Origin of the sequence: Bradyrhizobium sp. 76 (genome assembly GCF_023073025.1) — a bacterium.
In the GTDB taxonomy this organism is placed as follows: Bacteria; Pseudomonadota; Alphaproteobacteria; order Rhizobiales; family Xanthobacteraceae; genus Bradyrhizobium.
On the sequence record NZ_JADPIS010000103.1, the window covers coordinates 242262 to 268639 of the forward strand.

Genomic DNA, 26378 nt, shown 5'->3' on the forward strand with positions numbered 1-26378 from the left:
GACAAGACCGTCGGTCGGAAATTCCGTCAGGAGGAACAACCCCACATGAGCAATCGCAGAGCCTTCATCACTGCCACGGCGGCGCTCGCCTTCGCGTTCTCCGCCAACCAAGCTCTCGCCCAGAAGAAATACGACACCGGCGCGAGCGACACCGAGATCAAGATCGGCCAGACCGTGCCGTTCTCCGGGCCCTATTCCGTCTACGCCAATATCGGCAAGACCCAGGCCGCCTACTTCAAGATGATCAACGATCAGGGCGGCATCAACGGCCGCAAGATCAATCTGATCCAGTATGACGACGCCTATTCGCCGCCGAAGACGGTCGAGCAGGTGCGCAAGCTCGTCGAAGGTGACGAGGTGCTGTTCACCTTCCAGATCATCGGCACCGCCGCGAACGCCGCCGTGCAAAAGTATCTCAATGGCAAGAAGATCCCGCAACTGCTGGCCTCGACCGGCGCCGCGCGCTTCAACGATCCGCAGAACTATCCATGGACCATCGCCTACAATCCCAACTACGTTTCCGAGGGGCGCATCTACGCCAAGTACATCCTCAAAGAGCATCCGAACGCCAAGATCGGCGTGCTCTATCAGAACGACGACATGGGCCGAGACTATCTCGCCGGCCTCAAGAGCGGTCTCGGTGACAAGGCCGCCGGCATGATTGTCGGCGAAGTCTCCTACGAGGTCACCGATCCCACGGTGGACTCGCAGGTGGTCAAGCTGAAGTCGTTGGGCGCCGATCTTTTCTATGATGCCTCGACACCCAAGTTCGCGGCGCAGGCGATCAAGAAGGTCGCCGAGCTCGGCTGGACGCCGGTGCACATTCTCGACATCAACGCGAGCCCGATCTCGGCGACACTGAAGCCGACCGGCCTCGAGATCTCCAAGGGCATCATATCGACCCAATACGGCAAGGAGCCCGGCGATCCGCAGTGGAAGGACGATCCGGGTGTGAAAGCGTTCTTCGCCTTCATGGACAAGTATTTCCCCGAAGGCGACAAGCTCAACACCGTCAACACCTATGCTTATTCCGTCGCCGAATTGCTGACGCAAGTTCTGAAACAGTGCGGCGACGACCTGTCGCGTGAGAACGTGATGAAGCAGGTCGCCAATATCAAGGACTTCACCCCGAGCTTCGCGCTGCCCGGCATCAAGATCAACACCGGGCCGAACGACTACCGCGTCAACAAGCAGATGCAGATGATGAAGTTCAACGGCGAACGCTGGGAGCTGTTCGGCCCGATCATGGAGGATGCGGGTCCAGCGGGTTAGTCTCTCGGAGATTTCATAGGTGGGCTACGCCCGGCGGACTGCACTTCGCGCATCCGCCGGGGCTGGGCCCACCTTAACGAACTTGCTGAGACGTTGCGTATCCTACGAACTGCGGGTGCACGCCCATCTTGCGTTGCAGCAATGCCTCATTCACACTCGACCTCAGCGGTGACGCCCCGTGCGCATGAGCGCACCCGATTGATCACCGGCAATAAACAATGAGGAAATGCGAATGAGGAATGGAATTCTGCATCTGGCCACGGCAACGGCGCTGACCCTGGCGCTGTCGGTCTCGGCGGCCAATGCCCAGAAGAAATATGATCCGGGTGCCAGCGATACCGAGATCAAAGTCGGCCAGACGATGCCGTTTTCTGGACCGGCGTCGGCCTATTCGTCGATCGGCAAGACCCAGGCCGCCTATTTCAAGATGATCAACGACCAGGGCGGCGTCAACGGCCGCAAGATCAATCTGATCCAGTATGACGACGCCTACTCGCCGCCGAAAGCCGTGGAGCAGATTCGCAAGCTGGTCGAAAGCGACGAGGTTCTGCTGACCTTCCAGATCATCGGCACGCCGGTGAACGCAGCCGTGCAGAAATATCTCAATTCAAAGAAGGTGCCGCAACTGTTCGCGGCGACCGGAGCCTCGAGGTTCACGGATCCGAAGAACTTTCCGTGGACGATGGGCTTCAACCCCAACTACTTCGTCGAAGGCCGCATCTACGGACAGTACATCCTGAAGGAGCATCCGAACGCCAAGATCGGCGTGCTGTATCAGAACGACGACCTCGGCAAGGACTATCTGAACGGCATCAAGGCCGGCCTCGGCGACAAGGCTGCCAAGATGATCGTGACTGAAGCTTCCTACGAAGTCTCCGATCCGACCGTCGACTCGCAGATCCTCAAGATCAAGGATGCCGGCGCCGATTTGTTCTTCAGCGCCACCACGCCGAAGCAGGCGGCGCAGGCGATCAAGAAGATCGCCGAGATGGGCTGGCATCCGGTGCAGATCGTCGACATCAACGCCACCTCGGTCGGCGCGGTGCTGAAGCCGGCCGGCCTCGACGCCGCCAAGGGCCTGATCAGCGTCAATTACGGCAAGGAACCGCTCGATCCGACCTGGAAGGACGATGCCGGCCTCAAGAGGTATTTCGACTTCATGGCCAAGTATTATCCGGATGGCGACAAGGATTCGAACTTCAACACCTACGGCTACAGCACGGCGCAGCTGCTGGTCCATGTGCTGAAGCAGTGCGGCGACGACCTGACGCGCGAGAACGTGATGAAGCAGGCCGCGTCGCTGAAGGACGTGACCAGCGACACCGCGTTGCCCGGCATCAAGGCCAACACCTCACCGACCGACTACCGGGTCAACAAGCAGCTTCAGATGATGAAGTTCAACGGCGAACGCTGGGAGCTGTTCGGCCCGATCATTGAGGATGCGAGTCCGGCGGGTTAGTTCTCGTAGGCAACTGCCTCAACGTCGTCATGCCCGGGCTTGTCCCGGGCATCCACGTTCTTGCGGCAGCAAAGGAAGGCCTGGATGGCCGGGTCAAGCCCGGCCGTGACGGAAAATCAATCCGGCACCTCGCCAAAGTTCTTTCCGACCGGCAGCACCGCGTGCCGAATGAGCCGTGAATCCTCCACCGCGGCCTGCCTGTGCTTCACCGCTTCGCGGTAGACGGGATCGCGGATCATCTCGACGAAGGCGGCGACGCTTGGGTATTCGGCGATGAAGCAATGGTCCCAGCGCTCGGTCTCCGGGCCGATCAGCATCAACTCGAATTTGCCTTGCCAGACGATGCGGCCGCCGAGGCGTTCGAACACCGGGCCGCTCTCGCGGCCATAGGCCGCATAGGCTTCCGCGCCGCTCGCCTTGCGGCCATCCGGATAGGCCGCTTCTTTGCGCAAGCGCACCAGGTTGAGCATGTGGATCGGGCCGGGACGGTCGTTGTCCCGGAACTGCGCGAAAATCTCCTTGGTCGGATCGATGTGGCCCATCTGAGTTTCCTTTTGTTTTATGCCGGCGATCCTAGCTCTGCCGACCTCCCAGCGGAACTGCGGCCGGCGAATGCCGCACCTCCTAATCACGCGTTAAGCTCTGGGTAACCGGGCCTTAAACAGCGACCGCTAGCGTGCGGCGGGGCGGGCTGACCGGGCGTTTGCGTATGGGGTTGGGAAAGAAAAAGGGTGGGCGCAAGGAGCCGCTGTTCGGCTTGCCTGCAGCACTCGCCGATCTGCGCCTGACCGCCGCCGACCGGATTCCTGGCGGCGATGACAAGCCGAAGAAATCAACGAAATCATCCGCCAAGCGCAAGAGCGAGGATGCCGGCGACGAGCCGCCGCGCGAGCGGAAGGCGCAGACCGGCCGCGGCAGTGCCAAGCGGCGATCGAAGTCGCGCATTGGCGCAAGCCTCGGCCGCCTGGTCTATTGGGGCGCGGTGCTGGGCCTGTGGGGCGCGATCGCCGTGATCGGCGTCGTGATCTATGTCGGTGCCCATCTGCCGCCGATCCAGTCGCTGGAAATCCCCAAGCGGCCACCGACGATCCAGATCGTCGGCATCGACGGCAGCATGCTGGCACAGCGCGGCGAGATGGCCGGCGCCAACGTCTCGCTGAAGGATCTGCCGCAATATCTGCCCAAGGCGTTCATCGCCATCGAAGACCGCCGCTTCTATTCGCATTTCGGCATTGATCCCATCGGCATCCTGCGCGCGCTCGTCACCAACGTACTCCATCGCGGCGTGTCGCAGGGCGGCTCGACGCTGACGCAGCAACTGGCGAAAAACCTGTTCCTGACCCAGGAGCGCACCATGGCGCGCAAGCTGCAGGAAGCGGAGCTCGCGATCTGGCTGGAGCGCAAACATTCCAAGAACGAGATCTTGGAGCTCTATCTCAACCGCGTGTATTTCGGCTCCGGCGCCTATGGCGTCGAGGCCGCCGCGCAACGCTATTTCGGCAAGTCGGCCAAGAACGTCACCGTCGCGGAAGCAGCGATGCTGGCCGGCCTCGTCAAGTCGCCTTCGCGGCTGGCGCCGAACCGCAACCCCGAGGGCGCGGAAGCACGCGCGAAAATCGTGCTCACGGCGATGGCCGATGCCAAATTCATCACTGAGGCGCAGGCGCAGGCCTCGATCGGCCAACCCTCCTACAATGTGAAGCCGGTCGGCGCCGGCACGATCAACTACGTCGCCGACTGGATCGGCGAGGTGCTGGACGATCTGGTCGGCCAGATCGACGAGAGCATCAAGGTCGAGACCACGATCGATCCGAAGCTCCAGAGCGTGGCGGAAGCCGCCATCATCGACGAGCTGGCAGCCAAGAGCGTGAAGTTCAACGTCAGCCAGGGCGCGCTGGTGGCGATGACGCCTGACGGCGCAGTGCGCGCCATGGTCGGCGGCCGGAACTATTCCGAGAGCCAGTACAATCGCGCCGTCACCGCCAGGCGCCAGCCGGGCTCCTCGTTCAAGCCGTTCGTGTACTTGACCGCGCTGGAGCAGGGGCTGACGCCCGACACCCTCCGGCAGGACGCGCCGATCGAGGTCAAGGGCTGGAGACCTGAGAACTACACCCACGAATATTTCGGCGCGGTGTCGCTGACCCAGGCGCTCGCGACGTCGCTCAACACGGTCGCCATCCGCCTCGGCCTCGAGGTCGGCCCGAAGAATGTGGTGCGCACCGCGCACCGGCTCGGCATCTCCTCGAAGCTCGAGCCCAACGCCTCGATCGCGCTCGGCACCTCCGAAGTCTCGATGGTCGAGCTGGTCGGCGCCTATGCACCCTTTGCCAATGGCGGCTTCACGGCGACGCCGCATGTCGTCACGCGGATCAGGACGCTCGGTGGCAAGCTGCTCTACATGCGCCAGGCGGACGAGCACAATCAAGTGATCGACCCGCGCTATGTCGGCATGATGAACGCGATGATGCGGGAAACGCTGATCAGCGGCACCGCCAAGAAGGCGGAGATCCCGGGCTGGCCGGCGGCCGGCAAGACCGGCACCAGCCAGGACTACCGTGACGCCTGGTTCATCGGCTACACCGCCAACCTCGTCACCGGCGTGTGGCTCGGCAATGACGACAACTCGCCGACCAAGAAAGCAACCGGCGGCGGCCTGCCGGTCGAAGTCTGGTCGCGCTTCATGAAGACGGCGCACGAGGGCGTGCCGGTGGCAGCGCTGCCGAGCTCGCAAGGTGGCTGGGGCCTGTCGAACCTGGCGCAGGCGACGTCGCAAGTGTCGCCGCCGACAGCGACCGCGCCCGGACCCGCACCGGCCAGCAACGGCGGCTATCGTCCGCCGCCGACGCGTGCCAATGCGCGTCCGGAAGCAGCCGCAGGACTCGATGGCTGGTTGATGGACCGGCTGTTCGGCGGGAATCGCTAGCGCAGACCTGAGGTCTTGGTGACCTCAAAACAAAAAAACGCGAAAACAACCCCATGCACAGTAGCCGAGGATAACGAAATCAACGGCTTGTGCGGGCAGCACAGACGCTTGAATCGCGCGCGCGGCTGTCATTCCCCGCGGAGGCGGGAAGCCAATACGGCGCGGCTTCTCGATTCAACAACAGCCGCCTCTGGAATACTGGATCGCCCGCTTTCGCGGGCGATGACAGCGTCACATGAGGCATCAACGAGCCTTAATCCTCGACCCCGTACCGGTGCAAATCGTTGCCGTATGTATCGAGCCACTTCTTGGCGCGCTCCATCGACGGGCAGACCTTGCCGCAGACGCGCCAGAATCGCGCCGAGTGGTTCATCTCGACGAGATGGGCGACTTCGTGGGCGGCGAGATAGTCGAGCACATAGGGCGGCGCGAGGATCAGGCGCCAGGAGAACGACAACGAGCCGGCCGAGGTGCAGGAGCCCCAGCGGCTGGATTGATCGCGGATCGAGAGCCGCTTCACCTTGACGCCGAGCTCGGCGGCATAGGATTCCGCGGCACGCTGAAGATCGCGGCGCGCCTCGCGCTTGAGGAAGTCGCTGACGCGACGGTCCGCATGTTCGACGCCGCCGGCGACGCAGAGAATGCGTTCCCCGCTATCGCGCACTTCCGTCCACACCGTACCGCGGGTGCCGGCGCGATAAACGATGCGATGAGAAACACCGCGAAGCGGTATCACTGTGCCAGGCTGGAACGGTGCGGCCTTCGGCAAACGGCCGAGACGTGCCGCGATCCACGCGCCGTGGCGCTGCGCGAAGTCTTTTGCTTCGGCGAGAGTGCCGCGCGGCGGCATGGTGAGGATGGCTTCGCGATCGCTCGGATGAATTCTGAGCGTGTAACGGCGCGCGCGGCGATGCCGGCGCAGCCGAATCGCAAAATATTGCGATCCATGGGTGATCAGGAGGGTCTTCGGCTCGTGGGGCCGACGATAGAGGAGTGCGCGAGTGGCCATGTCTGTCAGTCCGGGGGGCAGGAGAGCGCCCGGATTCTGCCATAACCGCCGCCAGGGAAAGCGCTCGGCGCAAAAACAAATCATTTGCCCAATATACAGGGGTCTGGCGTCCGGGAGACCCTACAGACTGGGGTTGGAACCGGCTTTTTTCGCCCCCGTTCGGCGCATGCGGCACCCCCCAAGGGGTGAGGTTGGACTCACTCCTACAAAGCTACCTAGATACCGCGAATCTGGCGGGAACTTGCCCCTGTCGGAGCCTCCGACAGGGCATCGATTTTCAGCGGGAAAGCCGAAAAACGCGATTATTCGGCTGCGAGCGCCTGCAATGAGCTCGGATTCGCCGCCGAGACCATGAAGTCGTGGATGCGTGGCACGATTTCCGATTTGAAGCGCGAGCCATTGAACACGCCGTAATGTCCGACGCCCTTCTGGACGTAATGAACGCGGCGGTGATCGGGAATCGAGCTGCACAATGTGTGAGTTGCTTCGGTCTGACCGATGCCGGAGATGTCGTCGTTCTCGCCTTCGACCGTCATCAACGCGACGCGCGTGACCTTGGAGGGATCGACGCGTGTTCCGCGATGGGTCATCTCGCCCTTCGGCAGCGAATGCTTCACGAACACGGTGTCGACCGTCTGCAGGTAATACTCGGCCGAGAGATCCATCACCGCGAGATATTCGTCGTAGAAGTCGCGATGCTTGTCGACCAGGTCGCCGTCGCCCTTCACCAGATTGGCGAACAGCTGCTTGTGGGCGTCCATATGCCGGTCGAGATTCATGCTGATGAAGCCGTTGAGCTGCAGGAAGCCCGGATAGACGTCGCGCATCATGCCCGGATGCGGGAACGGCACCTTGGTGATGACGTGGTTGCGGAACCAGTCGATACCGCGCTCCTGGGCGAGGTTGTTCACCGCAGTCGGATTGCGACGGGTGTCGATCGGGCCTCCCATCAGCGTCATCGAGGTCGGCACGAAGGGATCACGCAGCGCTTCCATGATCGAAACGGCAGCGACGACGGGAACCGAGGGCTGGCACACCGCCAGCACATGGGTGTTGCCGCCGAGGACATGCAGCATCTCGATGACGTAGTCGATGTAGTCGTCGAGATCGAAGCGGCCGTCGCTGAGCGGCACCATGCGGGCATCGGCCCAATCGGTGATGTAGACCTCATGCGCAGGCAGGAAAGCCTCGACCGTGCCGCGCAGCAGCGTCGCGTAATGGCCGGACATCGGCGCGACGATCAGCACGCGCGGCTGCGGGCTGCGCAGCGGACGGGTGAACTTGCGATCGAAGTAGAGCAGACGGCAGAACGGCTTTTCCCAGACCGAGCGGACCTCGACGGGGACACGGATGCCGTTGACCTCGGTGTCGTTGAGGCCCCATTCCGGCTTGCCGTAGCGCCGCGTGGTGCGTTCGAACAACTCGCAGGCCGCGGCAACCGACTTGCCGACCTCGGTGCGCGCCCATGGATTGAGGGGATTTTGAAACAGCAGCTTGGTTGCGTCCGTGATCGCGCGCGCCGGATTGAGAGAGGCTTGCCCCATCTCGTACATCCAGTACATCGGCGTCGTCAGGACCGGACTGCCTTCGGCCACCAGGGGCGGCGCGCCGCCAAACTCACCAATCGGCATCGCTATATTCCTCTTCGCATCGCAGCATACTGCCGAATGCGTAATATTGCGTCAATGCATGGTTCCGTACATCTACGTGGCCCAGGTGCCCAAACCGGGCTGAATCCACGAGAAAGTGACGTTATTCGCCGCCTGACAGCAGCGAGCCCTGCATCCGGGCGCTGCGCAAAAGGGCAAGGAATGCCCCAAAAGATGCAACCAACAGCACCGCGTTGATGGCCAACGCGCTCAGCATCAGATCGGTCCTGAAGGTGTTTTCGATCAACAGCGCCCGCATCCCTTCGAACACATAGGTCGGCGGCAGCGTCCAGGCAATATATTGCAACCAGACTGGCAGCACGCTGACGGGATAGTAGACGCAGGCGAGCGGCATGATGCCGAACATCAAGGTCCAGACGATGCTCTCGGCGCCGAGGCCGTTTCGCAGCACCAGGCCGGAGACGAAGATGCCGACCGACCAGCTCGTGAAGATCAGGTTGCAGAAGAACGCGATCAGCGGGACGCCGAGCGCATAGACGTTGAAGTGAAACAGGAACAGCGCGAGCAGCGTCATCGGAATGACGCCGATCGCGAGCCTGATCAGGCTCATGATCATCAGCGACAGCAGGAATTCGATCGGCTTCAACGGGCTCATCATGAGATTGCCGAGGTTGCGCGCCCACATCTCTTCCAGAAACGAGATCGAAAAGCCGAGCTGCCCGCGAAACAGGATGTCCCAGAGGATGACGGCGCCGATCAGGGTGCCGCCGGCGCGCGCGAAGAAATTTGCATTCTGCGCGATATAGAGCTGAAGGAAGCCCCAGGTGATGACCTGCAGCGCCGGCCAGTAGAGCAGCTCGAGCAGCCGCGGCCAGGACGACAGCAAGAGGTACCAATAGCGCAGGATCATCGCGCCGATGCGATGGAGCGAGATGCCGCGATGGAGGAAGGCCTCACTCATCGCACCGCCTCCTGCGCACCATTCACCCGGCCGCGCGCGACGTCCAGAAACACCTCTTCCAGCGTGGTGCGGTTGTAGCGCGCCATGATGGCTTCGGGCGTATCGTCGTCTTCGATCCGGCCGCGCTTCATGATGATGACGCGGTCGCAGAGCCGCTCGACCTCGAGCATGTTGTGCGAGGCCAGCAGGATGGTGGCGTTGTTCGCCTTGCGATAGCGCTCCAGATGACCCCGGACCCAGTCGGCGGTGTCGGGATCGAGCGAGGCGGTCGGTTCGTCCAGCAACAGAAGCTCGGGCTGGTTGATCAGCGCCTTGGCAAGCGCAACGCGCGTCTTTTGTCCTGCGGAGAGCTTGCCGTTGGCGCGGTCGATGAACTCGGTGAGATCGAGGTCGCAGGCGAGCTCAGCGATGCGGTCGGAGAGGTTCTTCACCGCATAGAGCTTGCCGAACACGGTGAGGTTCTGACGCACCGTGAGCCGCATGGGCATGTCGACATAGGGGCTCTCGAAATTCATCCGCCCCAGCACGGAGGCGCTGTCCTCCGGCATTCGATGCCCGAGCACCTGCACGCGGCCGGAGGTCGGTAGCACCAGGCCCATGATCGTCGCGATTGTCGTGGTCTTGCCGGCGCCGTTGCCGCCAAGCAGCCCGGTGATGCTGCCACGCGGAAGCGAAAAGGAGATGTCGTCGACAGCGCGGGTCTGCTTGTACACCTTGACGAGGTGATCGACCGCGATTGCCGCGGAGAGGCTGCGATCCGCGACAGTCGGCCAGCTTGAAGCCTTGTCATTCTCAGTCATGGTGGGCGTTCTTCTGCTATTGCAGCGGAGAGCGCAAGGCTTGTAATCCGGTGGTTCCGTGAGCCGCGCGCTTGTGATCGAGAAGGCACCGCCCCATTGGCCGAAATGACCGAACTTGCCGCTTCCGACTTTCGCCCCGCGCAGCGTCATATCCGCCTGGATACGATCCTGCGCCTGCGCTGGCTCGCGGTGCTGGGCCAACTCGCCGCGATCTTCATCGTGGCGCAGGGGCTGGAATTCAACGTCGAGATCGTCCCCTGCGTCAGCATCATCGCGCTGTCGGCAGCGCTCAATCTGGGGCTCCAGACCGTGTCCAATCCGCTGCAGCGGCTGGAGCCGATGCAGGCGGCCGGACTGCTCGCGCTCAATATCGTGGAGCTGGCGGGTCTCCTGTTCTTCACCGGTGGACTCCAGAACCCGTTCTCGTTCCTGTTCCTCGCGCCCGTGCTGATCTCGGCGACCGCGCTGCCGGCCCGCTTCACCTTCGGCCTCGGCGTGCTGGCTGTAGCCTGCGCCTCGGTGCTGTTCTTTTTCCATCTGCCGCTGCCCTGGGATTCCGACGATCCGCTGGTGCTGCCGCCGATCTATCTCGTCGGCGTCTGGCTCTCGATCGCGCTCGCGATCGGGGTCACCAGCCTCTACTCGTTCCAGGTCACCGAAGAGGCGCGCAAGCTCGCCGACGCGCTGGCCGCGACCGAGCTGGTGCTGACGCGCGAGCAGCATCTGACCCAGCTCGACGGCCTGGCCGCGGCCGCAGCGCACGAACTCGGCACGCCGCTCGCGACGATCTTCCTGATCTCGCGCGAGCTGGAGAAGACGGTGAAGGAGCCGAACTTTGCCGCTGACCTGAAGACGCTGCGCGAGCAGACGCAGCGTTGCCGCGACATATTGAGCAAGATCACCCAGCTCTCCTCCACCGGGGCGCCGTTCGACCGCATGAAGCTCTCGGAGCTGATCGAGGAGGTGGTGGCGCCGCACCGCGATTTCGGCGTGGATATCAAGGTGCGCATCGCCGTCGCCATCGTGGCCGAGCCGGTCGGCTCGCGCAATCCGGCGATCCTCTACGGGGTCGGCAACATCGTCGAGAACGCGGTCGATTTCGCCCGCACCACCGTCGAGGTGAATGCGTGGTGGAACAAGGACACGATCGAGCTCGTGATTTCCGACGATGGTCCCGGTATTCCGCCTGACATCCTGAACCGGATCGGCGAGCCCTATTTGTCGCGGCGGCGCAGCCAGGACGAAGGCGGCGGCCTCGGGCTCGGCGTGTTCATCGCGCGCACCTTGCTGGAGCGCACCGGCGCCAAGGTCTCGTTCACCAACCGCACCTTTCCGGACCATGGCGCAGTGGTCCAGATCACGTGGCCGAGAGAGCGTTTTGAGGCTATCGAGACCTTCGAAGAAACAATAGGATAGGCCGCGACCTTGCGTCGCACAACGGGGCCGATCGACTATTGGCGCCCTTGGCACCGCGCGATTGCGCCGCCATATGTAGAAGCGCTGGAGAGAGGACGAAACCTTGAACGCCATCGCCGAACTGAACGAACAGACCGACCGCTCGCTCCTGATCGTGGAGGACGACAAGCCGTTTCTGGAGCGGCTGTCGCGCGCCATGGAAACGCGCGGCTTTGCGGTGACGTCATGCGACACCGTCTCCGACGGTCTGGCGCAGATCGGCAAGGCGGCGCCGGCATTCGCCGTGGTCGATCTCCGGCTCGGTGACGGCAACGGTCTCGACGTGGTCTCGGCGCTGAAGAAGAAGCGCCCCGACGCCCGCGCGATCGTGCTGACCGGCTATGGCAACATCGCCACCGCCGTCACCGCGGTGAAGATGGGCGCGGTCGATTATCTCTCAAAGCCCGCGGACGCCGACGACGTCGTCGCGGCGCTGCTGTCGACCGGCTCGGACAAGTCCGAATTGCCGGCGAACCCGATGTCGGCCGACCGCGTGCGCTGGGAACACATCCAGCGCATCTACGAGATGTGCAACCGCAACGTCTCGGAGACGGCGCGCAGGCTCAACATGCACCGGCGTACGTTGCAGCGGATTCTGGCCAAACGCGCGCCGCGGTAATCCTTGGCGTTTTACTCATGGCGCGCAGATGTCGGCCCCGAGGCTAAGACGGTGACCCGGGACAGCCATTTGCCGGAGCAGCCCGCAACGTCGCTTTTGCACGTTGTGACTGGACCGAGACTACGAGCTGAATCTGGCAGCATCGCAGTTCGGCGGAAGCGCGGGCGGTCTATTCATGACCATAGTAGCGCTGGTTGCATTGGTGGCGGCCCCGCTCGTAACTCGCCTCTCGGTCCGCGGGCCCTTTCAGAATGCTACCAACGTCGGCGAGCATTCGGACGTTCTTAAGACACTCTACGTAGGGCTTGTTGGAAAGCCAATCGAGGCCGAGTCCGCCAGCATAGGAAGACTGCGTCGAGGTCACGAACGACGTCAGTCCGGCTAGTGCGGCAAAGGTTAAGAGAGCGGTGCGGAAGGTTTTCATGGCACGTTTCCTTGTGGCTGGTTAATTGCGGAACAAGCGATACCGTGCCGTACGTCTGAAGTATGTGCGGCCCGTCACGTCCGCTGCCGCTCATGAAAGAACGAAGCGTCACGTCGCTGCTTGATCTTCATGTTGCCGAGCAAGGGTTCGGTGTTAGCCACCGCTGATGTTGCCAGTCTGAGCGAAATCGTCCCGAAGCTTCTCAAATTTTACCGGGTACCTCTTCCAGGCATGTGACCTGGGGAAAGACATCCGGACGGAGCCTACTCCCAAAACTCCGCATGCCCCTGCGGATCGACCAGCCGGTTGATCCGCAATGCCGCCGCCATCGCGAACCGCACCGTCATCTGCTTGCGCGTGGCCGCAGCGAGCTTGTGCTCGGGCGCCTCACACTGCAGGTGCGCGCCATAGGCGTCCGCGATGATCAGGCCGGTATCTTGCGGAAAGATCTCGCAAGGCAGGTCCTGCGTGAAGGCGAAGAACAGCCGGTCGCAATGCGCCCGGTATTCGTGCCATTTCTGATCGGCGCGCAAATCCTCCGCCGACGATTTGATCTCGACGATCCAGATCTCGCCCCGCTCGTTCAGCGCGACCAGATCGGCGCGCCGCCCCGAGGGCAGCGGCAATTCGCTGATGCAGGTGAAGCCGAGCGAGCGCAACAACCGCGCCGTGCCGCGCGCGATCGCCAGCGCCGTCTCTGATTGACGGCGGTCGGGTGGCGGCACGATGGCAATGCGGGCGGTGTTGTCCATGGCGGGAGGATAGCCGATTCCTCCCTCGTCGTCCCGGCGAAAGCCAGGACCCATTACCTCAAGGGATCGTTGGTGCACGAGGGGATCACCACCAGTCCTCGTCAAACTGTGCCCTGTGGTAATGGGTCCTGGATCTGCGCTTCGCTTGTCCAGGACGACAGTGGCGCGGAACCTCCCCTCCCCTACGCACTTATCACGCAGCCGCCGCACCTCGGCGGAACCACCGAGGCTGCGCGCGCATGATCGACGATCTCTGGTACAAGAACGCCATCATCTATTGCCTGTCCGTCGGCACCTATATGGACGCCAACGGCGACGGCATCGGCGATTTCAAGGGCCTGTTGCGCCGGCTCGATTATCTGCACGGCCTCGGCATCACCACGATCTGGCTGATGCCGTTCCAGACCTCGCCCGGCCGCGACGACGGCTACGATGTCGCGGATTATTACAGCGTCGATGCCCGCTACGGCACGCTCGGCGATTTCGTCGAGTTCACCCATGGCTGCAAGCAGCGCGGCATTCGCGTCATCATCGATCTCGTCGTGAACCACACCTCCGACCAGCATCCCTGGTTCAAGGCGGCGCGGAGCGACAGGAATTCCCCCTACCGCGACTGGTATGTCTGGTCCGACAAGAAGCCGGCCAACGCCAATCAGGGCATGGTGTTTCCCGGCGTTCAGAAATCGACCTGGACACGCGACAAGGAAGCCGGCGCCTGGTACTTCCACCGCTTCTACGATTTCCAGCCCGATCTCAACACGTCGAACCCGCGCGTGCAGGCCGAGATTTTGAAGATCATGGGCTTCTGGATCCAGCTCGGCGTCTCAGGCTTTCGCATGGATGCCGTGCCTTTCGTCATCTCGACCAAAGGCGCCAAGGTGAAAAAGCCGGCCGAGCAGTACGACATGCTGCGGACGTTTCGTGAATTCCTGCAATGGCGGCAGGGCGATGCCATCATCCTCGCCGAGGCCAACGTGCTGCCAAAGACGGACATGGAATATTTCGGCCGCGATGCCGACCGCATGCATATGATGTTCAATTTCCAGGTCAACCAGCATTTGTTCTATGCGCTGGCCTCGTCCGATTCCCGGCCGCTGGGGAAAGCGCTGAAGGCGACCAAGCCGCGGCCGGCCTCGGCGCAATGGGGCCTGTTTCTGCGCAATCACGACGAGCTCGATCTCGGGCGATTGACCAAGGCGCAGCGCGACACCGTGTTCAAAAGCTTCGGTCCTGACAAGGACATGCAGCTCTACGACCGCGGCATTCGCCGTCGCCTGGCACCGATGCTGGGTGGCGACCGCCGGCGGCTCGAGCTCGCCTACAGCCTGATGTGCACACTGCCGGGAACGCCTGTCATCCGCTATGGCGACGAGATCGCGATGGGCGATGATCTTTCGCTGCCGGAACGCAATTGCGCGCGCACGCCGATGCAATGGTCGACGGAGCCGCATGGCGGCTTCACCACCAGCGACAAGCCGGCCTTGCCCGTCATCGACGAAGGACCGTACGGCTATCCGCACGTCAACGTCGCCAAGCAGCGCCGCGATCCCAACTCGATGCTGAACTGGACCGAGCGCATCGTCCGCATGCGCAAGGAGGTGCCGGAGATCGGCTGGGGCGATTTTTCGATCATCGCGACGCGCGATCCCGCCGTGTTCATCATGCGCTACGACTGGCGCAACAATTCCGTGCTGTTCGTGCACAATCTCGACGAGAAGCCGCGCGAGATCGCGTTCTCGGCGGGGCTGCCGGGCGAGGCCGGCGAGCACCTGATCAATCTGCTCGCGGAGGACCACAGCCACGCCGACAAGCGCGGCCAGCATCGCGTCGTGCTGGAGCCCTACGGTTATCGCTGGTACCGCGTCGGCGGATTGGATTATCTGTTGAAGCGGAGCGATATCGACAAGACGGTGCGGGGCAACAAGCATCCGGGGTAGGTGCCACAGCGTCGTCCCGGCGAAGGCTAAGATGGCGGAGTAACGACCACCCCCTCGTTGCCACGCAAATCCAGCACGCCTTCGATCCGCTCCCCCTCGCGATCCAGAAATGTCGACAGCAGAATCTCGCTGCCAAATCTGATCGCGCTGGTGGTGACCACGATCGGCTCAGGGCCGAGATTGAGCACCACGATCACCGCCCTGCCCTCGGCCTCGCGGCGATAGACCAGGAGATCGCCTTGCGCCGCGATCGGATGATAGTCGCCCGCGACCAGCGGCGGACAGCCCTTGCGCAACGCGATCAGGCGCTTGTAGAGCGTCAGGATCGAACGTGAATCGGCTTCGACATCGACGACGTTGTTGAGGATGTGATCCTCCGGCAGCGGCAGCCATGGCCTGACGTCCGAGAAACCGGCGAAGTTGGACGAATCCCACTGCATCGGCGTGCGACAGCCGTCGCGGCCGACACCGATGCCGGGCACGTTCTTCTCGAAGGGGTCGCGCACATCCTCAGGCGCGATCGCGAGCTGATGCATGCCGATCTCGTCGCCGTAATAGAGCGTCGGCGTGCCGCGCAGCGTCAGCAGCAGCATGGCGGCGACGCGGGCCTGCTCCGGCCCGACGCGGCTTGCGACGCGCGGGCGATCGTGATTACCGAGCACCCAATTCGGCCAGGCGCCCTTCGGCAGCGCCTTCTCGTAATCCTCGACGATCTTCTCGATCGAGCGCGCGCTCCAGAAGGTCTGGAGCAGCGCGAAATTGAACGGCATCTGCGCGCCGGTGAGATCGTTGCCGTAATAGGCCATCAGGCGATGCAGCGGCAGATAGATCTCGCCGATCAGGACGCGGGCATCATAAGCATCCGTGACGCGGCGCATCTCGGCGATAACGTCGTGCACCTCCGGCTGGTCGGTGGAATATTGCGTGAGGATCGTTTCGTTGGGCGGCCGGCCCTCGACATAATGCGGATTTTGCGGGTTGTCGCGGAACTTGGCGTCCTTGATCAGGTGCCAGATCACGTCGACGCGAAAGCCATCGACGCCCTTCTCCAGCCAGAACCGCATCACGTCATAGATCGCCGCGCGGACATCGGGATTGCGCCAGTTGAGGTCCGGCTGCTGGGCGAGGAAGGCGTGATAGTAGTATTGACCGGTGGTCTCGTCGAACTGCCACGCGCTGCCGCCGAACTCGGACAGCCAATTGTTCGGCACGCCGCCACCATCGCCCGGATCGCGCCAGATGTACCAATCGCGTTTCGGATTGTCGCGCGAGGAGCGGCTCTCGACGAACCAGGGATGCTGGTCCGAGGTGTGGTTCGGCACGAGGTCGAGGATCAGCTTGAGGCCGTTGTCATGCGCGGCGGCAAGAAGCGCATCGAAATCCGCCATCGTGCCGAACAGCGGCTCGATGCCGGTGTAGTCGGAGATGTCGTAGCCGAAATCGGCCATTGGCGAGGGGAAGATCGGCGACAGCCAGATCGCGTCGACGCCGAGCGATTTCACATAAGGCAGCCGCTGCAAAATGCCGGCGAGATCGCCGACCCCGTCGCCGTTTGAATCCTGAAAGGAGCGCGGGTAGACCTGATAGAAGATGCCGTCGCGCCACCAATTGCTGCCGCCCTGAGCCATGCGGGAAATCCATCCAAAAACTGCTTCTCGCGCGGGAGAACGCGGAAGGAGCGCCCCGGTTCAAAACAGCAGGCGAATTGGGACGGCCGTGTGACGATGTCCGCGGCTGTTCCCGAGCCCCGGGACAAATCTTTTGCTTGGCGGCATGACAAAAATCGGCATTGTGGCGCCATGACCGAGCAAAACGAGACACAAGCCCAGGCAGGCGCGAAGGCGGGCGCGATCATCGTCCCCGTGACGCTGTTCGAGCAGAATTGCACCATCATCTGGGACGAGCCTTCCAAGAAGGCCGTGGTGATCGATCCCGGCGGCGACGTGCCGAAGATCCTGGACGCCATCAAGCAGACCGGCGTCACCGTGGAGAAGATCTGGCTCACTCACGGCCATATCGACCATGTCGGCGGCGCGGCTGAACTGCGCGACGCGCTGAAGGTGCCGATCGAGGGCCCGCACGTCGCGGACAAATTCCTGCTCGACAACGTGGTCGAGAGCGGCGCGCGCTTCGGCATGAGCGGGGTGCGCAATTTCGAGCCGGACCGCTGGCTCGACGAAGGCGACAGCGTGGCGATCGGCGATCTCCAGTTCGAGATCTATCATTGCCCCGGCCACTCGCCCGGCAGCGTGGTGTTCTTCAACAAGGACTTGCGCTTCGCCCATGTCGGCGACGTCCTGTTCGCGGGCTCGGTCGGCCGCACCGATCTGCCCGGCGGCAGTCATGCGACCCTGATCGACTCGATCAAGACCAAGCTGCTTCCGCTCGGCGACGATGTCGGCTTCATCTGCGGCCACGGCGCCGGCTCGAGCATCGGCCAGGAGCGGATGACCAATCCGTTCATCACCGGCGAGATGTGAGCGTCTATTCCGCGGCGTCTGCGAACGCCGCGGGCTGGCTCAGGTTGCGGTCGCCCCAGTCGCGGATGGCGGCGACGACGGGCACAAAGCTCTTGCCTTTGCGGGTGAGGCGATACTCGACTTTCGGCGGCACCTCGCCAAAATCCTTGCGATCGATCAGGCCGCTCGCCGTCAGCGCCTTCAACTCGCGGCTCAGCACGCGCGGGGTGATCTCGGCGCTGCCTTCCGTGCCGCGCAGCAGGCCGCTGCGGATTTCACCATAGCGGCGCGGGCCGTCCTTGAGGTCCCAGACGATGCGCAGCTTGTACTTGCCGCTGATCATCTTCTGAAAGGCCGCGACCGGACAGTTGCGCGCGGGGACAGTCTTTGTCCTTTCCCTGGCCATGTCGTTTCCTCCATGTGCGAGCTTTTTTGTTTTGACGCGTTTTCTTCACGCGAACCGGTATCCACTTCGCTCGAAAACGCTTTGGCCGAGCATAGGAGCGACGCCGAAAAAGTCCATACTATCAATTTTGTCCATACTTGCAGGATCGCATCCAGCACGCAGATGATGACGCACAACGCCAACAGGGAGCGTCACATGAAGCACTTCATGATCCGATACGAATTCAAGAACGGCACGACGGAGGCCTGGCACCAGGAGGTCGGCCGCTTCATCAAGGCGATCGACGGCGATCCGGAGCTGAAAGGACGGATCGGCTATCGCGTCCTGAAGAACCGCGACAATGGCAGCTATTTCCATCTCGCCAGCGTCAGCGACGAAGCCGCGCAAAAGGCGCTGCAATCGCGCGACTTCTTCAAGGCCTATCAGGAGATGACGCGCAAGGTCGCCGGCGGCGAGGTGACGGCGACGCCGATCGAATGGATCGGCGCGACGGCCTGACTTATTTCATCAATCCCGCGGCGGTGAGCGCGCGCGTGATGATCTGGCCGAGATCGAAGCCGCGGGCGTCCTCGCGCTTCGGCTCGGCCGGCTCTTCGGCGACAGCGGCGCGGATCGAGCGGGCCAGATGCGGCGCGGACGAGCGGGCCGGCGTCGGCTCGGCCTTCTTGGCTGCGTCGGGGATCCAGCCGGTGAGGCCGAAGAATTTGGCGATGTGATAGGACGAGGAGATGCCGGCCTCGATCAGGAACGCGCCTTCCACGCCATAGCGCTGGTCGTTGTCGGCCAGGCCGAGCGGCGTGCCGTGGGCCATGTCGGTGATGGCGTAGGACTCGACGAGAGTCTCGCCGTCCTTGTTCCACCAGGCCTGGCGCGGATAGCCGTCGATGTCAGTTTCCGCCATCGGCGCCTCAGGCAGATCGTGCAGGTCGAGCCATTGCTTGACTATCTCGTTGGCATTGCCGGGGTTGACGGTGCGATCGGCGCTGCCGTGCCACACCGAGATCCTGGGCCAGGGCCCGCGATGATCTGAGGCCCGCCGCACCAGATCGCCAAGTTCGCGCGCCGGCCGCTCCGGGGAATGAAACATGCCGTCGAGCGCCTCGCGCAGATTGGTCGCGATGCCGTAGGGAAGTCCCGCGATGACCGCACCGGCCGCGAAGACTTCGGGATAGGTCGCGAGCATCACCGACGTCATGCCGCCGCCGGCCGACAGGCCCGTGATGAAGATGCGGCGGGGATCGATGCGATGCGTTTCGGTCATATGCGCGATCATCTCGCGAATCGAACACGCCTCGCCGCTATCCCGCGCCGTGTCTTCCGGATTGAACCAGTTGAAGCAGGTGTTGCTGTTGTTGATGCGCTGCTGCTCGGGCATCAACAGCGCGAAGCCGTAGTGCTCGGCGAGCGTCGACCATCCGGCACCGAGGTCGTAGCTTGCTGCCGTCTGGCCGCAGCCGTGCAGCACGACGACGAGCGCACGCGGCTTCTGCAGTTGCGGCGGCACGAACGCGAACAGGCGCAGATTGCCGGGATTGTCGCCGAAGCCCGTGACCTCTTGCAACGGACTGGACGCATCGGCGCTCCGGCCAAACTCGGCGAGGCGCAATCCGTCCAGCTTTGGCAGACGTCTCAAGAGATCGATATTTCTGGTTAACGACACGGCAACTCCTGGCAGGCGACGTTCAACGTCCACCCAAACCAAATAGTTGCTGCGGCGCAAAATAAAAAGACCGTGTGCTGTCGATGACGCGCTAAATCGCAGGAAAACCTGCAGAAATCCGCACGTATTAACCGCGATGCCTCAACTTCGTGCAGATGCGCGGCGCATCCGCGCCAGGAATGCGGCGCAGATCATGATTAATGTCACGAACAGCGCGAGCGAGACGAGAAATCCTGCGCGCGCTGATTGCACGGCTTCGGCGGCAAAAAACACGGCGCCGATTGCGGCCACTCCGGCCGCATTTCCGATCTGCGCCGTGGTGCCGTAAATGCCGGAGGCAGAACCTGCGGCCGCAGGCTTCACCGTCGAGAGCACCGCGCCGGAGAGCGGCGCCATCACCAGGCCCTGACCGTAGCCGAAGACGATCATAGTGAGCGCGAGCAGGAGCGCGGACGGCGCATCGACAGAGAACGCGACAAGCGCAAGCGCCGCGAGGCCCGCAATCTGAAGCGCGCAACCTTCGATCAAGACCCTGGTGCCGCGATGGCGCGCCCGTGCACCACTATGGCGCGAGGCCACGACGAAAGCGAGCGCGAGCGGAATGAAGGCCATGCCGGCCGCGAGCGGCGGGATCATCAGCCCTCGCTGCATGAACAGCGTCATGACCAGATAGAACGAGAGATTGGCACAGAAGAAAAAGAACGCCGCGCCAAGGCCGCGCAGGAAAGTGGCGTCCGCCAGCAGCGAGAGATCGATCAGCGGCATGCCGCCGGCTCGTGCGACCGCATGCTCCAGTTTTGGGAATGCCAGGAGAATTACGGCGCCGATCGCCATCACCAGCCACAGCCACGGCGCCCAGCCGACATCGTGACCGAGCAGCAGCGGACCGATCATGCACAGCAATCCGGCGAACAGGACGACGCTGCCCGTGATATCGAGCCGCGTGCCGGCGCGATGCGGCACCGAGGGCATGATGCGCCAGGCCGCAGCCGCGATGACGAGACCGCACGGCACATTGACGAAGAACACCGAGCGCCAGCCGGTGCCGGCGAGATCGATCGTGACCAGAAGACCGCCGAGCAGAAAGCCCGCGGCACCCGCGAGCCCCAGCGCGATGCCGTAGATGGCGAAGGCACGGTTGCGCTGTTCGTCGGTGAACAGGAGATGTAGCGTCGCCAGTACCTGCGGCACCATCAGCGCGGCGGAAGCACCCTGTGTCAGCCGCGCGACGATCAATTCCGCACCGGATTGCGCCAGTCCGCACCACAGCGACGTCAGGGTGAAACCGAGCAGGCCAGCCAGGAACACGTTCCTGGTGCCGTGAATGTCGCCAAGCCGGCCGCCGTTGACGACCAGCGTAGCATAGGCGATCAGGTAGATCGCGATGACGGATTCGATCTGCGCAGGCGATGCCTTCAACTCGACCGCGATGGTCGGAATGGCGACGTTGACCACGAAGGCATCGACGCCGAACATGAACTGGGCGGCCACGACAATCGCCAGCACCCACCAGCGACGCGACGTATCGAGGGGCTTTGTGACGGTTTGATGCATCGGCGCGCGACCTTTCGGATGTCGTTGCCGATCATCGCAGGCCTAATGCGGTGCCGCGATTACCTCGAAGGTAGGATGCCCGCGCGTTCCGCCACTCTCTGCGTGCCACGGAGAGGGAGACGACACACGCATGGCTGCATTCCGCCGCGCGGGACATCGCGCGATTGCGTTCGCTGTCTCCAGCACGTAGCTTCGCGCCACAAACAAGCAAAAAATCAAGCCGGAGAGAACGCCATGGCGCGCCTGAAGTTCGGAGCCTTCCTCGCCCCGCATCATCCGATCGGGGAGCATCCGATGCTCCAGTTCCGGCGCGATCTCGACCTGGTCGAGCAGTTGGATAGCCTCGGCTATGACGAGTTCTGGTGCGGCGAGCATCATTCCTCCGGCTGGGAAATGATCGCCTCGCCGGAGATGTTCCTGGCGGCGGCCGGCGAGCGCACCAAGCGGATCAAGCTCGGCACCGGCGTGGTGTCGCTGCCCTATCACCATCCCTACAACGTCGCGCAGCGCATGGTGCAGCTCGACCACATGACCGGCGGCCGCGCCATCTTCGGCTCCGGTCCCGGCGCGCTCGCCTCCGACGCGCATACGCTCGGCATCGATCCGATGACGCAGCGCGACCGCCAGGACGAGGCGATCGGGGTGATCCGCTGCCTCTTCAATGGCGAGCGCGTCACCGCGAAGAGTGACTGGTTCACCATGAACGACGCCGCGCTGCAGCTGCTGCCGTTGCAGGAGGAAATGCCGTTCGTGGTGGCCTCGCAGATCTCGCCCTCCGGCATGACGCTCGCCGGCAAATACGGCATCGGTATCATCTCGCTGGGTTCGATGACGACGCAGGGGCTGATGTCGCTGCAGCAGCAATGGCAGTTCGCCGAGGACGCGGCGAAAAAGCACGGCACCAAAGTCGATCGCGCGAACTGGCGCGTGCTGCTGACCTGGCACATCGCCGAGACCCGCGAGCAGGCGCGCCGCGAGGCCGGCACCGGGCTGATGCGCTGGCACAACGAATATAATGTCGGCACGCTACAGCGGCCGGGCCTGACTGCGTTCGCCTCACCCGACGAGGCCGTGGACAAGACCGCTTTCGTCGACGGCGCGGCCTCCGTCATCGGCACGCCCGACGACCTCGTCAAGATGATCAAGAACGTGATGCAGGTCTCCGGCGGAGTCGGTGCCGTCATCGGCTTCGTGCACGACTGGGCCAACCCGGAGAACACGCGCCGGAGCTGGGACCTTGTCGCGCGCTACGTCGTGCCCGAGATCAACGGCTACATCGACGGCCTGCGCAAGTCGCAAAAATTCGTGATCGAGAACCGCGCGATCTTCGAGCGCGCGGGACAGGCCGTGATGGCCAAGATCATGGAAAACGAGAAGGCCGCCGAGGCGCTGAAGGTGACCGGCGCCGGCCGCGTCGCGATTCCGGCCGTCAATGCGCCGGATTTGCAGAAGGAAGCGGCGAAGCGGTAGCGCAGAGTCCTCGTCACGGATTGTGCTATGTTGGCCGGGTCTCGCCAACCGGAGCAATCGTCATGTCGATGCAGAATGTGGCCGCGCCTGCGCTCGGCTTCACTCCGCCCAAGCGCAACGAGCTGACCCACATCCCCGGCGACGAAGGCTGGCCGATCATCGGCAAGACCTTCCAGGTGCTCGCCGACCCCAAGGGGCATATCGAGGCGAATGGTGCCAAATACGGCCTGGTCTATCGCACGCATTTCTTCGGCGAGACCAATGTCGTGCTGCTTGGCCCCGAGGCCAACGAACTCGTGCTGTTCGACCAGCAAAAGCTGTTCTCCTCGACCCATGGCTGGAACAAGGTGCTCGGCCTGTTGTTTCCGCGCGGATTGATGCTGCTGGATTTCGAGGAGCACCGGCTGCACCGCAAGGCGCTGTCGGTCGCATTCAAGTCCGGACCGATGAAATCGTATCTGAGCGATCTCGACCGCGGCATCGCCGCCCGCGTCGCGCAGTGGAAGGCAAAGCCCGGCGAGATGCAGCTTTATCCGGCGATGAAGCAGCTCACGCTCGATCTCGCCGCCGCGTCTTTTCTCGGCGCCGATATCGGGCCGGAGGTCGACGAGATCAACCGCGCTTTCGTCGACATGGTCGCCGCCGCCGTCGCCCCGATCCGCCGACCGCTGCCCGGCACGCAGATGGCGGCCGGCGTCAGGGGACGCAAGCGCATCGTCGCTTATTTCCGCGAGCAGATTCCGCTGCGACGCGGCAATCACGGCGGTGATGACCTGTTCTCGCAGCTCTGCCGCGCAACCCACGAGGACGGCGCGCTGCTCTCGGAACAGGACATCATCGACCACATGAGCTTTCTGATGATGGCGGCGCACGACACGCTGACCTCGTCACTGACCTCGTTCATCGGCGAGCTCGCGGCAAATCCCGACTGGCAGGACAAGCTTCGCGCGGAGGTCATGGCGCTGGGGCTCGCCCCCGATGCGCCGAGCAGCTTCGACGATCTCGAAAAGATGCCGCTGTCGGAGATGGCGTTCAAGGAAGCGCTGCGGATCAAGCCGCCGGTGCCCTCAATGCCGCGCCGCGCTATGCGCGATTTCACTTTCAAGGGTTTTTCGATTCCGGCCGGCACCGCGATCGGCGTCAATCCGCTCTACACCCACCACATGAAGGACATCTGGCCGGAGCCGGATCGCTTCGATCCGCTGCGCTTCACCGAGGAGGCCCAGCGCAACCGCCACCGCTTCGCCTGGGTCCCGTTCGGCGGCGGCGCGCATATGTGCCTCGGCCTGCACTTCGCCTACATGCAGGCCAAATGCTTCGCGCGGCACTTCTTGCAGAACATCGAGGTATCGCTCGAGCCCGGCTACAAGCCGGACTGGCAGATGTGGCCGATCCCGAAACCGCGCGACGGATTGCGGGTGCGGGTGGAGGCGGTGTGAGCATCGCAGTCGTCATTGCTTCGTCGCTTCGCTCCTCGCAATGACGAAATTATCCGGCCCCCTGATCGAACGCCTTGCGCAGGGCCACGTAGCCCTGCTGCTGCTGGCTCCAGTTGCGGCCGCCGGTCATCGCGCCGTCGATGACGAGGTCATGGCCGTTGATGAAGCTGGATTCGTCGCTGGCCAGGAACACCGCTGCGTGGGCGATGTCATCGGGAAGGCCGGCACGCGGGATCGGCTGCGCGGTCTTGTAGACCTCGCGCATCACCGCCGGCGTCTTCTCCGCCGCGTCGGTCGAAAGCCCGAGCGCCTTGCCGAAAATGCCGGTCGCGATGGCGCCGGGCGAGATCGAGTTGACGCGGACGTTGGATTCGCCGAGCTCCATCGCGACGCATTTGGTGAGGTGGATCACCGCCGCCTTGGCCGCACCATAGACCATCGACGACGAGAAGCCGGCCAGACGGCCGGCGATGCTGCCATTGTTGATGATGCTGCCAAAGCCCTGCTTCTTCATGTGGGGCGCGGCGTGCTTCATGCCGAGCATGACGCTGCGCAGCAGGGTCGCCATCGCCGCGTCGAAGCGCTCGACCTCGAGGCCTTCGATGCCGCCGGTCTGCGCCGGGCCGCCGGCATTGTTGAACAGGCAGTCGATGCGGCCGAATTTGTCCACCGCGAGCGCGATCAGCGCCTGCATCTGCGCTTCGACCGTTACATCCGTCTGGCGGAAGACGCAATTCGCCCCGAGCTGCTTCGCCAGCGCCTCGCCTTCCGGTATGCGCCGGCCCGCGATCACAATTTTGGCACCTTCGGCAACGAAGACTTCAGCAGTGCGCAACCCGATCCCGCTCGTCGCGCCCGTGATCACCGCGACCTTGCCATCCAACCTGCCCATGGAATGTCCCTGTTTTCGAACCCCTTGACGCCAAATGGCGGACACCGATCTACGACGGCGCCGCGACAGTTGGCGCCGCAGCAGGCACTATTCCTGCCGGCTTCCGACAAGGCAAGCTTTGCTTGGGGCCGGCGACATGCGTAACATTCCTGGCGACCGCTCGATTGTCGAACGCATATCGCCACCGGATCGCGCATGGGGAAGCTGATCGACGAATTCCGCAAGGGCTGGCAGGGCGTGGCACCGCCATCGCTCGGCCTGAGCCTCGCGTTTGCGGTCGCCTGCCTGCTGGTTGCGACGCTGGCGCGCTGGGCTCTCGCCCATGTGCGGCCCGACGTCTATTTCACGCCGTATTTCCCGGCCGTATTCTTTGCGGCCGCGTTCGGCGGCTTCCGCATCGGAATCATCACGGCGCTGGTCGGCGGCGTGCTCGGCGTCGTCGTGAATTTTGGCGATGCCCTTGCCGATAACGCGCGATTCGCCCTGCTGGCGCTCTATTGGGCGGTCAGCGCCCTCACCATCTGGGGCGTCGAGCATTATCGCTCGCTCCTTGTCGAGCAGCGCCGGATATCCAGACGCCTGATCGAGGAGGAAGACTATCGCAAGCTGCTGGTCGACGAGCTCCAGCACCGGCTGAAGAACAAGCTGTCGACGGTGCATGCGGTGCTGCATCAAGTGTTGCACGATCAGCCGCAAATCTGGGCCCGGATCGATCCGCGGCTGCGGTCGCTTGCCGCGACCGACGATTTGATCTCGCGGATCGACAAGGCCGGCTGCGACATTCGCGACCTCCTGATCTCCGAGCTCGGCCCTTATGGCCATGTCCGCTTCACGCTGAACGGCGACCGGCTGTTCCTGCCGCCGAAGCTTGCGGTCACACTGTCCCTGATGTTTCACGAACTCGCCACCAACGCGGGCAAATATGGCGCGTTCTCCGCGCCACGCGGGTTGTTGCAGGTGTCATGGACCGTCAGCGACGACCGTCTGACCGTGACCTGGGATGAAACCGAGGGCCCGAGCGTCGACAAGGTCTCCGAGCCGGGTTTCGGCACCAAGCTGTTGAAGTCCGCGCTGTCGGCCTTCGACGGCAAGACGGAGGTCTCCTATCTCAGGACCGGACTTCATTGCACCATGCAATGCCGCATCCCCAAGGACGGTTAGACACGGCGCAACCGAAAGCCGTTCGCGCGCTTCGTTCGCGGTTTCGCCGGACGCGTTGACGCCCTGTTAATGACGATGGGCTGCGCGCGTCGCATCGCCCCAAAATACCACCGTAG

Annotated in this window: 23 protein-coding genes; 11 read left to right on the forward strand and 12 right to left on the reverse strand. The window is 63.3% G+C overall.

What is annotated here, in order from left to right:
- Positions 1 to 45 precede the first annotated feature (45 nt).
- On the forward strand, positions 46 to 1272 hold the full coding sequence (locus IVB48_RS27470; RefSeq protein ID WP_247404791.1) for an ABC transporter substrate-binding protein: 1227 nt from the start codon (positions 46 to 48) through the stop codon (positions 1270 to 1272).
- A 232-nt stretch (positions 1273 to 1504) separates the two neighbouring features.
- The gene (locus IVB48_RS27475) at positions 1505 to 2731 is read left to right on the forward strand and encodes an ABC transporter substrate-binding protein (RefSeq protein WP_007615994.1); all 1227 of its coding nucleotides are present in this window, start codon (positions 1505 to 1507) and stop codon (positions 2729 to 2731) included.
- 116 nt (positions 2732 to 2847) lie between these two features.
- Here the strand turns inward: IVB48_RS27475 and IVB48_RS27480 are convergent, their stop codons facing one another.
- On the reverse strand, positions 2848 to 3273 hold the full coding sequence (locus IVB48_RS27480) for a DUF1330 domain-containing protein (RefSeq protein ID WP_219679800.1): 426 nt from the start codon (positions 3271 to 3273) through the stop codon (positions 2848 to 2850).
- A 167-nt stretch (positions 3274 to 3440) separates the two neighbouring features.
- Between IVB48_RS27480 and IVB48_RS27485 the strand changes: the two genes are divergently transcribed.
- Positions 3441 to 5654: a penicillin-binding protein 1A gene (locus IVB48_RS27485; protein WP_247404794.1), complete on the forward strand. Its 2214-nt coding sequence runs from the start codon at positions 3441 to 3443 to the stop codon at positions 5652 to 5654.
- A gap of 253 nt (positions 5655 to 5907) precedes the next feature.
- Here IVB48_RS27485 and IVB48_RS27490 read toward each other — a convergent pair whose 3' ends face one another.
- The 4 genes from IVB48_RS27490 to IVB48_RS27505 all read right to left on the reverse strand — a co-directional run bounded on the left by IVB48_RS27490 (position 5908) and on the right by IVB48_RS27505 (position 10034).
- Positions 5908 to 6747, reverse strand: coding sequence for a SprT family zinc-dependent metalloprotease (locus IVB48_RS27490; RefSeq protein WP_247404797.1), 840 nt, complete (start codon positions 6745 to 6747; stop codon positions 5908 to 5910).
- 218 nt (positions 6748 to 6965) lie between these two features.
- Positions 6966 to 8294 carry a polyhydroxyalkanoate depolymerase gene (phaZ, locus tag IVB48_RS27495; protein WP_027566053.1) on the reverse strand — a complete coding sequence of 443 codons (1329 nt, stop codon included), beginning with the start codon at positions 8292 to 8294 and terminating at the stop codon, positions 6966 to 6968.
- A gap of 121 nt (positions 8295 to 8415) precedes the next feature.
- Entirely contained in the window at positions 8416 to 9234 is an 819-nt protein-coding gene (locus IVB48_RS27500) for an ABC transporter permease (protein WP_247404800.1), read from the reverse strand.
- A complete protein-coding gene (locus IVB48_RS27505) occupies positions 9231 to 10034 on the reverse strand; it encodes an ABC transporter ATP-binding protein (RefSeq protein WP_007616003.1) in 804 nt (267 codons plus the stop codon). The genes IVB48_RS27500 and IVB48_RS27505 overlap by 4 nt, the downstream gene beginning before the upstream one ends.
- 105 nt (positions 10035 to 10139) lie before the next feature.
- On the opposite strand from IVB48_RS27505, the gene IVB48_RS27510 reads away from it, so the two are divergent.
- Positions 10140 to 11450, forward strand: coding sequence for an ActS/PrrB/RegB family redox-sensitive histidine kinase (locus tag IVB48_RS27510; protein ID WP_247285183.1), 1311 nt, complete (start codon positions 10140 to 10142; stop codon positions 11448 to 11450).
- A gap of 103 nt (positions 11451 to 11553) precedes the next feature.
- Positions 11554 to 12108, forward strand: coding sequence for an ActR/PrrA/RegA family redox response regulator transcription factor (locus IVB48_RS27515; protein WP_007598178.1), 555 nt, complete (start codon positions 11554 to 11556; stop codon positions 12106 to 12108).
- A 169-nt stretch (positions 12109 to 12277) separates the two neighbouring features.
- On the opposite strand, the gene IVB48_RS27520 is transcribed toward IVB48_RS27515, so the two are convergent.
- Positions 12278 to 12532 (reverse strand): hypothetical protein, encoded by a 255-nt coding sequence (locus IVB48_RS27520; protein ID WP_027566055.1) that lies wholly within the window; start codon positions 12530 to 12532, stop codon positions 12278 to 12280.
- A 263-nt stretch (positions 12533 to 12795) separates the two neighbouring features.
- The gene (locus IVB48_RS27525; protein WP_247404803.1) at positions 12796 to 13284 is read right to left on the reverse strand and encodes an MmcB family DNA repair protein; all 489 of its coding nucleotides are present in this window, start codon (positions 13282 to 13284) and stop codon (positions 12796 to 12798) included.
- Positions 13285 to 13523: 239 nt separating this feature from the next.
- On the opposite strand from IVB48_RS27525, the gene IVB48_RS27530 reads away from it, so the two are divergent.
- Positions 13524 to 15221, forward strand: coding sequence for an alpha-amylase family protein (locus IVB48_RS27530; RefSeq protein WP_247404806.1), 1698 nt, complete (start codon positions 13524 to 13526; stop codon positions 15219 to 15221).
- 26 nt (positions 15222 to 15247) lie between these two features.
- On the opposite strand, the gene IVB48_RS27535 is transcribed toward IVB48_RS27530, so the two are convergent.
- A complete protein-coding gene (locus IVB48_RS27535) occupies positions 15248 to 16849 on the reverse strand; it encodes an alpha-amylase family glycosyl hydrolase (RefSeq protein WP_247404810.1) in 1602 nt (533 codons plus the stop codon).
- Between the two features lie 171 nt (positions 16850 to 17020).
- On the opposite strand from IVB48_RS27535, the gene IVB48_RS27540 reads away from it, so the two are divergent.
- Positions 17021 to 17701 (forward strand): MBL fold metallo-hydrolase, encoded by a 681-nt coding sequence (locus tag IVB48_RS27540; protein ID WP_247404813.1) that lies wholly within the window; start codon positions 17021 to 17023, stop codon positions 17699 to 17701.
- Positions 17702 to 17705: 4 nt separating this feature from the next.
- Here the strand turns inward: IVB48_RS27540 and IVB48_RS27545 are convergent, their stop codons facing one another.
- Positions 17706 to 18086, reverse strand: coding sequence for a helix-turn-helix domain-containing protein (locus IVB48_RS27545; RefSeq protein WP_247285180.1), 381 nt, complete (start codon positions 18084 to 18086; stop codon positions 17706 to 17708).
- 195 nt (positions 18087 to 18281) lie between these two features.
- On the opposite strand from IVB48_RS27545, the gene IVB48_RS27550 reads away from it, so the two are divergent.
- Positions 18282 to 18584 carry a hypothetical protein gene (locus IVB48_RS27550; protein WP_245286135.1) on the forward strand — a complete coding sequence of 101 codons (303 nt, stop codon included), beginning with the start codon at positions 18282 to 18284 and terminating at the stop codon, positions 18582 to 18584.
- A 1-nt stretch (position 18585) separates the two neighbouring features.
- On the opposite strand, the gene IVB48_RS27555 is transcribed toward IVB48_RS27550, so the two are convergent.
- Both IVB48_RS27555 and IVB48_RS27560 read right to left on the reverse strand, forming a co-directional pair.
- A complete protein-coding gene (locus tag IVB48_RS27555) occupies positions 18586 to 19746 on the reverse strand; it encodes a PHB depolymerase family esterase (RefSeq protein WP_247404815.1) in 1161 nt (386 codons plus the stop codon).
- A 141-nt stretch (positions 19747 to 19887) separates the two neighbouring features.
- Entirely contained in the window at positions 19888 to 21300 is a 1413-nt protein-coding gene (locus IVB48_RS27560) for an MFS transporter (RefSeq protein WP_247404819.1), read from the reverse strand.
- A gap of 234 nt (positions 21301 to 21534) precedes the next feature.
- On the opposite strand from IVB48_RS27560, the gene IVB48_RS27565 reads away from it, so the two are divergent.
- Both IVB48_RS27565 and IVB48_RS27570 read left to right on the forward strand, forming a co-directional pair.
- On the forward strand, positions 21535 to 22770 hold the full coding sequence (locus tag IVB48_RS27565; protein WP_247404822.1) for an LLM class flavin-dependent oxidoreductase: 1236 nt from the start codon (positions 21535 to 21537) through the stop codon (positions 22768 to 22770).
- Positions 22771 to 22832: 62 nt separating this feature from the next.
- Entirely contained in the window at positions 22833 to 24209 is a 1377-nt protein-coding gene (locus tag IVB48_RS27570) for a cytochrome P450 (protein WP_247404825.1), read from the forward strand.
- A 49-nt stretch (positions 24210 to 24258) separates the two neighbouring features.
- On the opposite strand, the gene IVB48_RS27575 is transcribed toward IVB48_RS27570, so the two are convergent.
- On the reverse strand, positions 24259 to 25101 hold the full coding sequence (locus tag IVB48_RS27575) for a glucose 1-dehydrogenase (RefSeq protein WP_247404828.1): 843 nt from the start codon (positions 25099 to 25101) through the stop codon (positions 24259 to 24261).
- A 195-nt stretch (positions 25102 to 25296) separates the two neighbouring features.
- Between IVB48_RS27575 and IVB48_RS27580 the strand changes: the two genes are divergently transcribed.
- On the forward strand, positions 25297 to 26262 hold the full coding sequence (locus IVB48_RS27580) for a sensor histidine kinase (protein WP_027566067.1): 966 nt from the start codon (positions 25297 to 25299) through the stop codon (positions 26260 to 26262).
- Positions 26263 to 26378 lie beyond the last annotated feature (116 nt).

Coding starts and splice junctions, on each gene's coding strand:
- IVB48_RS27470 (WP_247404791.1), top strand. CDS start 46: ATGAGCAATCGCAGAGCCTTCATCACTGCCACGGCGGCGCTCGCCTTC.
- IVB48_RS27475 (WP_007615994.1), top strand. CDS start 1,505: ATGAGGAATGGAATTCTGCATCTGGCCACGGCAACGGCGCTGACCCTG.
- IVB48_RS27480 (WP_219679800.1), bottom strand. CDS start 3,273: ATGGGCCACATCGATCCGACCAAGGAGATTTTCGCGCAGTTCCGGGAC.
- IVB48_RS27485 (WP_247404794.1), top strand. CDS start 3,441: ATGGGGTTGGGAAAGAAAAAGGGTGGGCGCAAGGAGCCGCTGTTCGGC.
- IVB48_RS27490 (WP_247404797.1), bottom strand. CDS start 6,747: ATGATTTGTTTTTGCGCCGAGCGCTTTCCCTGGCGGCGGTTATGGCAG.
- phaZ (WP_027566053.1), bottom strand. CDS start 8,294: ATGCCGATTGGTGAGTTTGGCGGCGCGCCGCCCCTGGTGGCCGAAGGC.
- IVB48_RS27500 (WP_247404800.1), bottom strand. CDS start 9,234: ATGAGTGAGGCCTTCCTCCATCGCGGCATCTCGCTCCATCGCATCGGC.
- IVB48_RS27505 (WP_007616003.1), bottom strand. CDS start 10,034: ATGACTGAGAATGACAAGGCTTCAAGCTGGCCGACTGTCGCGGATCGC.
- IVB48_RS27510 (WP_247285183.1), top strand. CDS start 10,140: ATGACCGAACTTGCCGCTTCCGACTTTCGCCCCGCGCAGCGTCATATC.
- IVB48_RS27520 (WP_027566055.1), bottom strand. CDS start 12,532: ATGAAAACCTTCCGCACCGCTCTCTTAACCTTTGCCGCACTAGCCGGA.
- IVB48_RS27525 (WP_247404803.1), bottom strand. CDS start 13,284: ATGGACAACACCGCCCGCATTGCCATCGTGCCGCCACCCGACCGCCGT.
- IVB48_RS27530 (WP_247404806.1), top strand. CDS start 13,524: ATGATCGACGATCTCTGGTACAAGAACGCCATCATCTATTGCCTGTCC.
- IVB48_RS27535 (WP_247404810.1), bottom strand. CDS start 16,849: ATGGCTCAGGGCGGCAGCAATTGGTGGCGCGACGGCATCTTCTATCAG.
- IVB48_RS27540 (WP_247404813.1), top strand. CDS start 17,021: ATGACCGAGCAAAACGAGACACAAGCCCAGGCAGGCGCGAAGGCGGGC.
- IVB48_RS27545 (WP_247285180.1), bottom strand. CDS start 18,086: ATGGCCAGGGAAAGGACAAAGACTGTCCCCGCGCGCAACTGTCCGGTC.
- IVB48_RS27550 (WP_245286135.1), top strand. CDS start 18,282: ATGAAGCACTTCATGATCCGATACGAATTCAAGAACGGCACGACGGAG.
- IVB48_RS27560 (WP_247404819.1), bottom strand. CDS start 21,300: ATGCATCAAACCGTCACAAAGCCCCTCGATACGTCGCGTCGCTGGTGG.
- IVB48_RS27565 (WP_247404822.1), top strand. CDS start 21,535: ATGGCGCGCCTGAAGTTCGGAGCCTTCCTCGCCCCGCATCATCCGATC.
- IVB48_RS27570 (WP_247404825.1), top strand. CDS start 22,833: ATGTCGATGCAGAATGTGGCCGCGCCTGCGCTCGGCTTCACTCCGCCC.
- IVB48_RS27575 (WP_247404828.1), bottom strand. CDS start 25,101: ATGGGCAGGTTGGATGGCAAGGTCGCGGTGATCACGGGCGCGACGAGC.
- IVB48_RS27580 (WP_027566067.1), top strand. CDS start 25,297: ATGGGGAAGCTGATCGACGAATTCCGCAAGGGCTGGCAGGGCGTGGCA.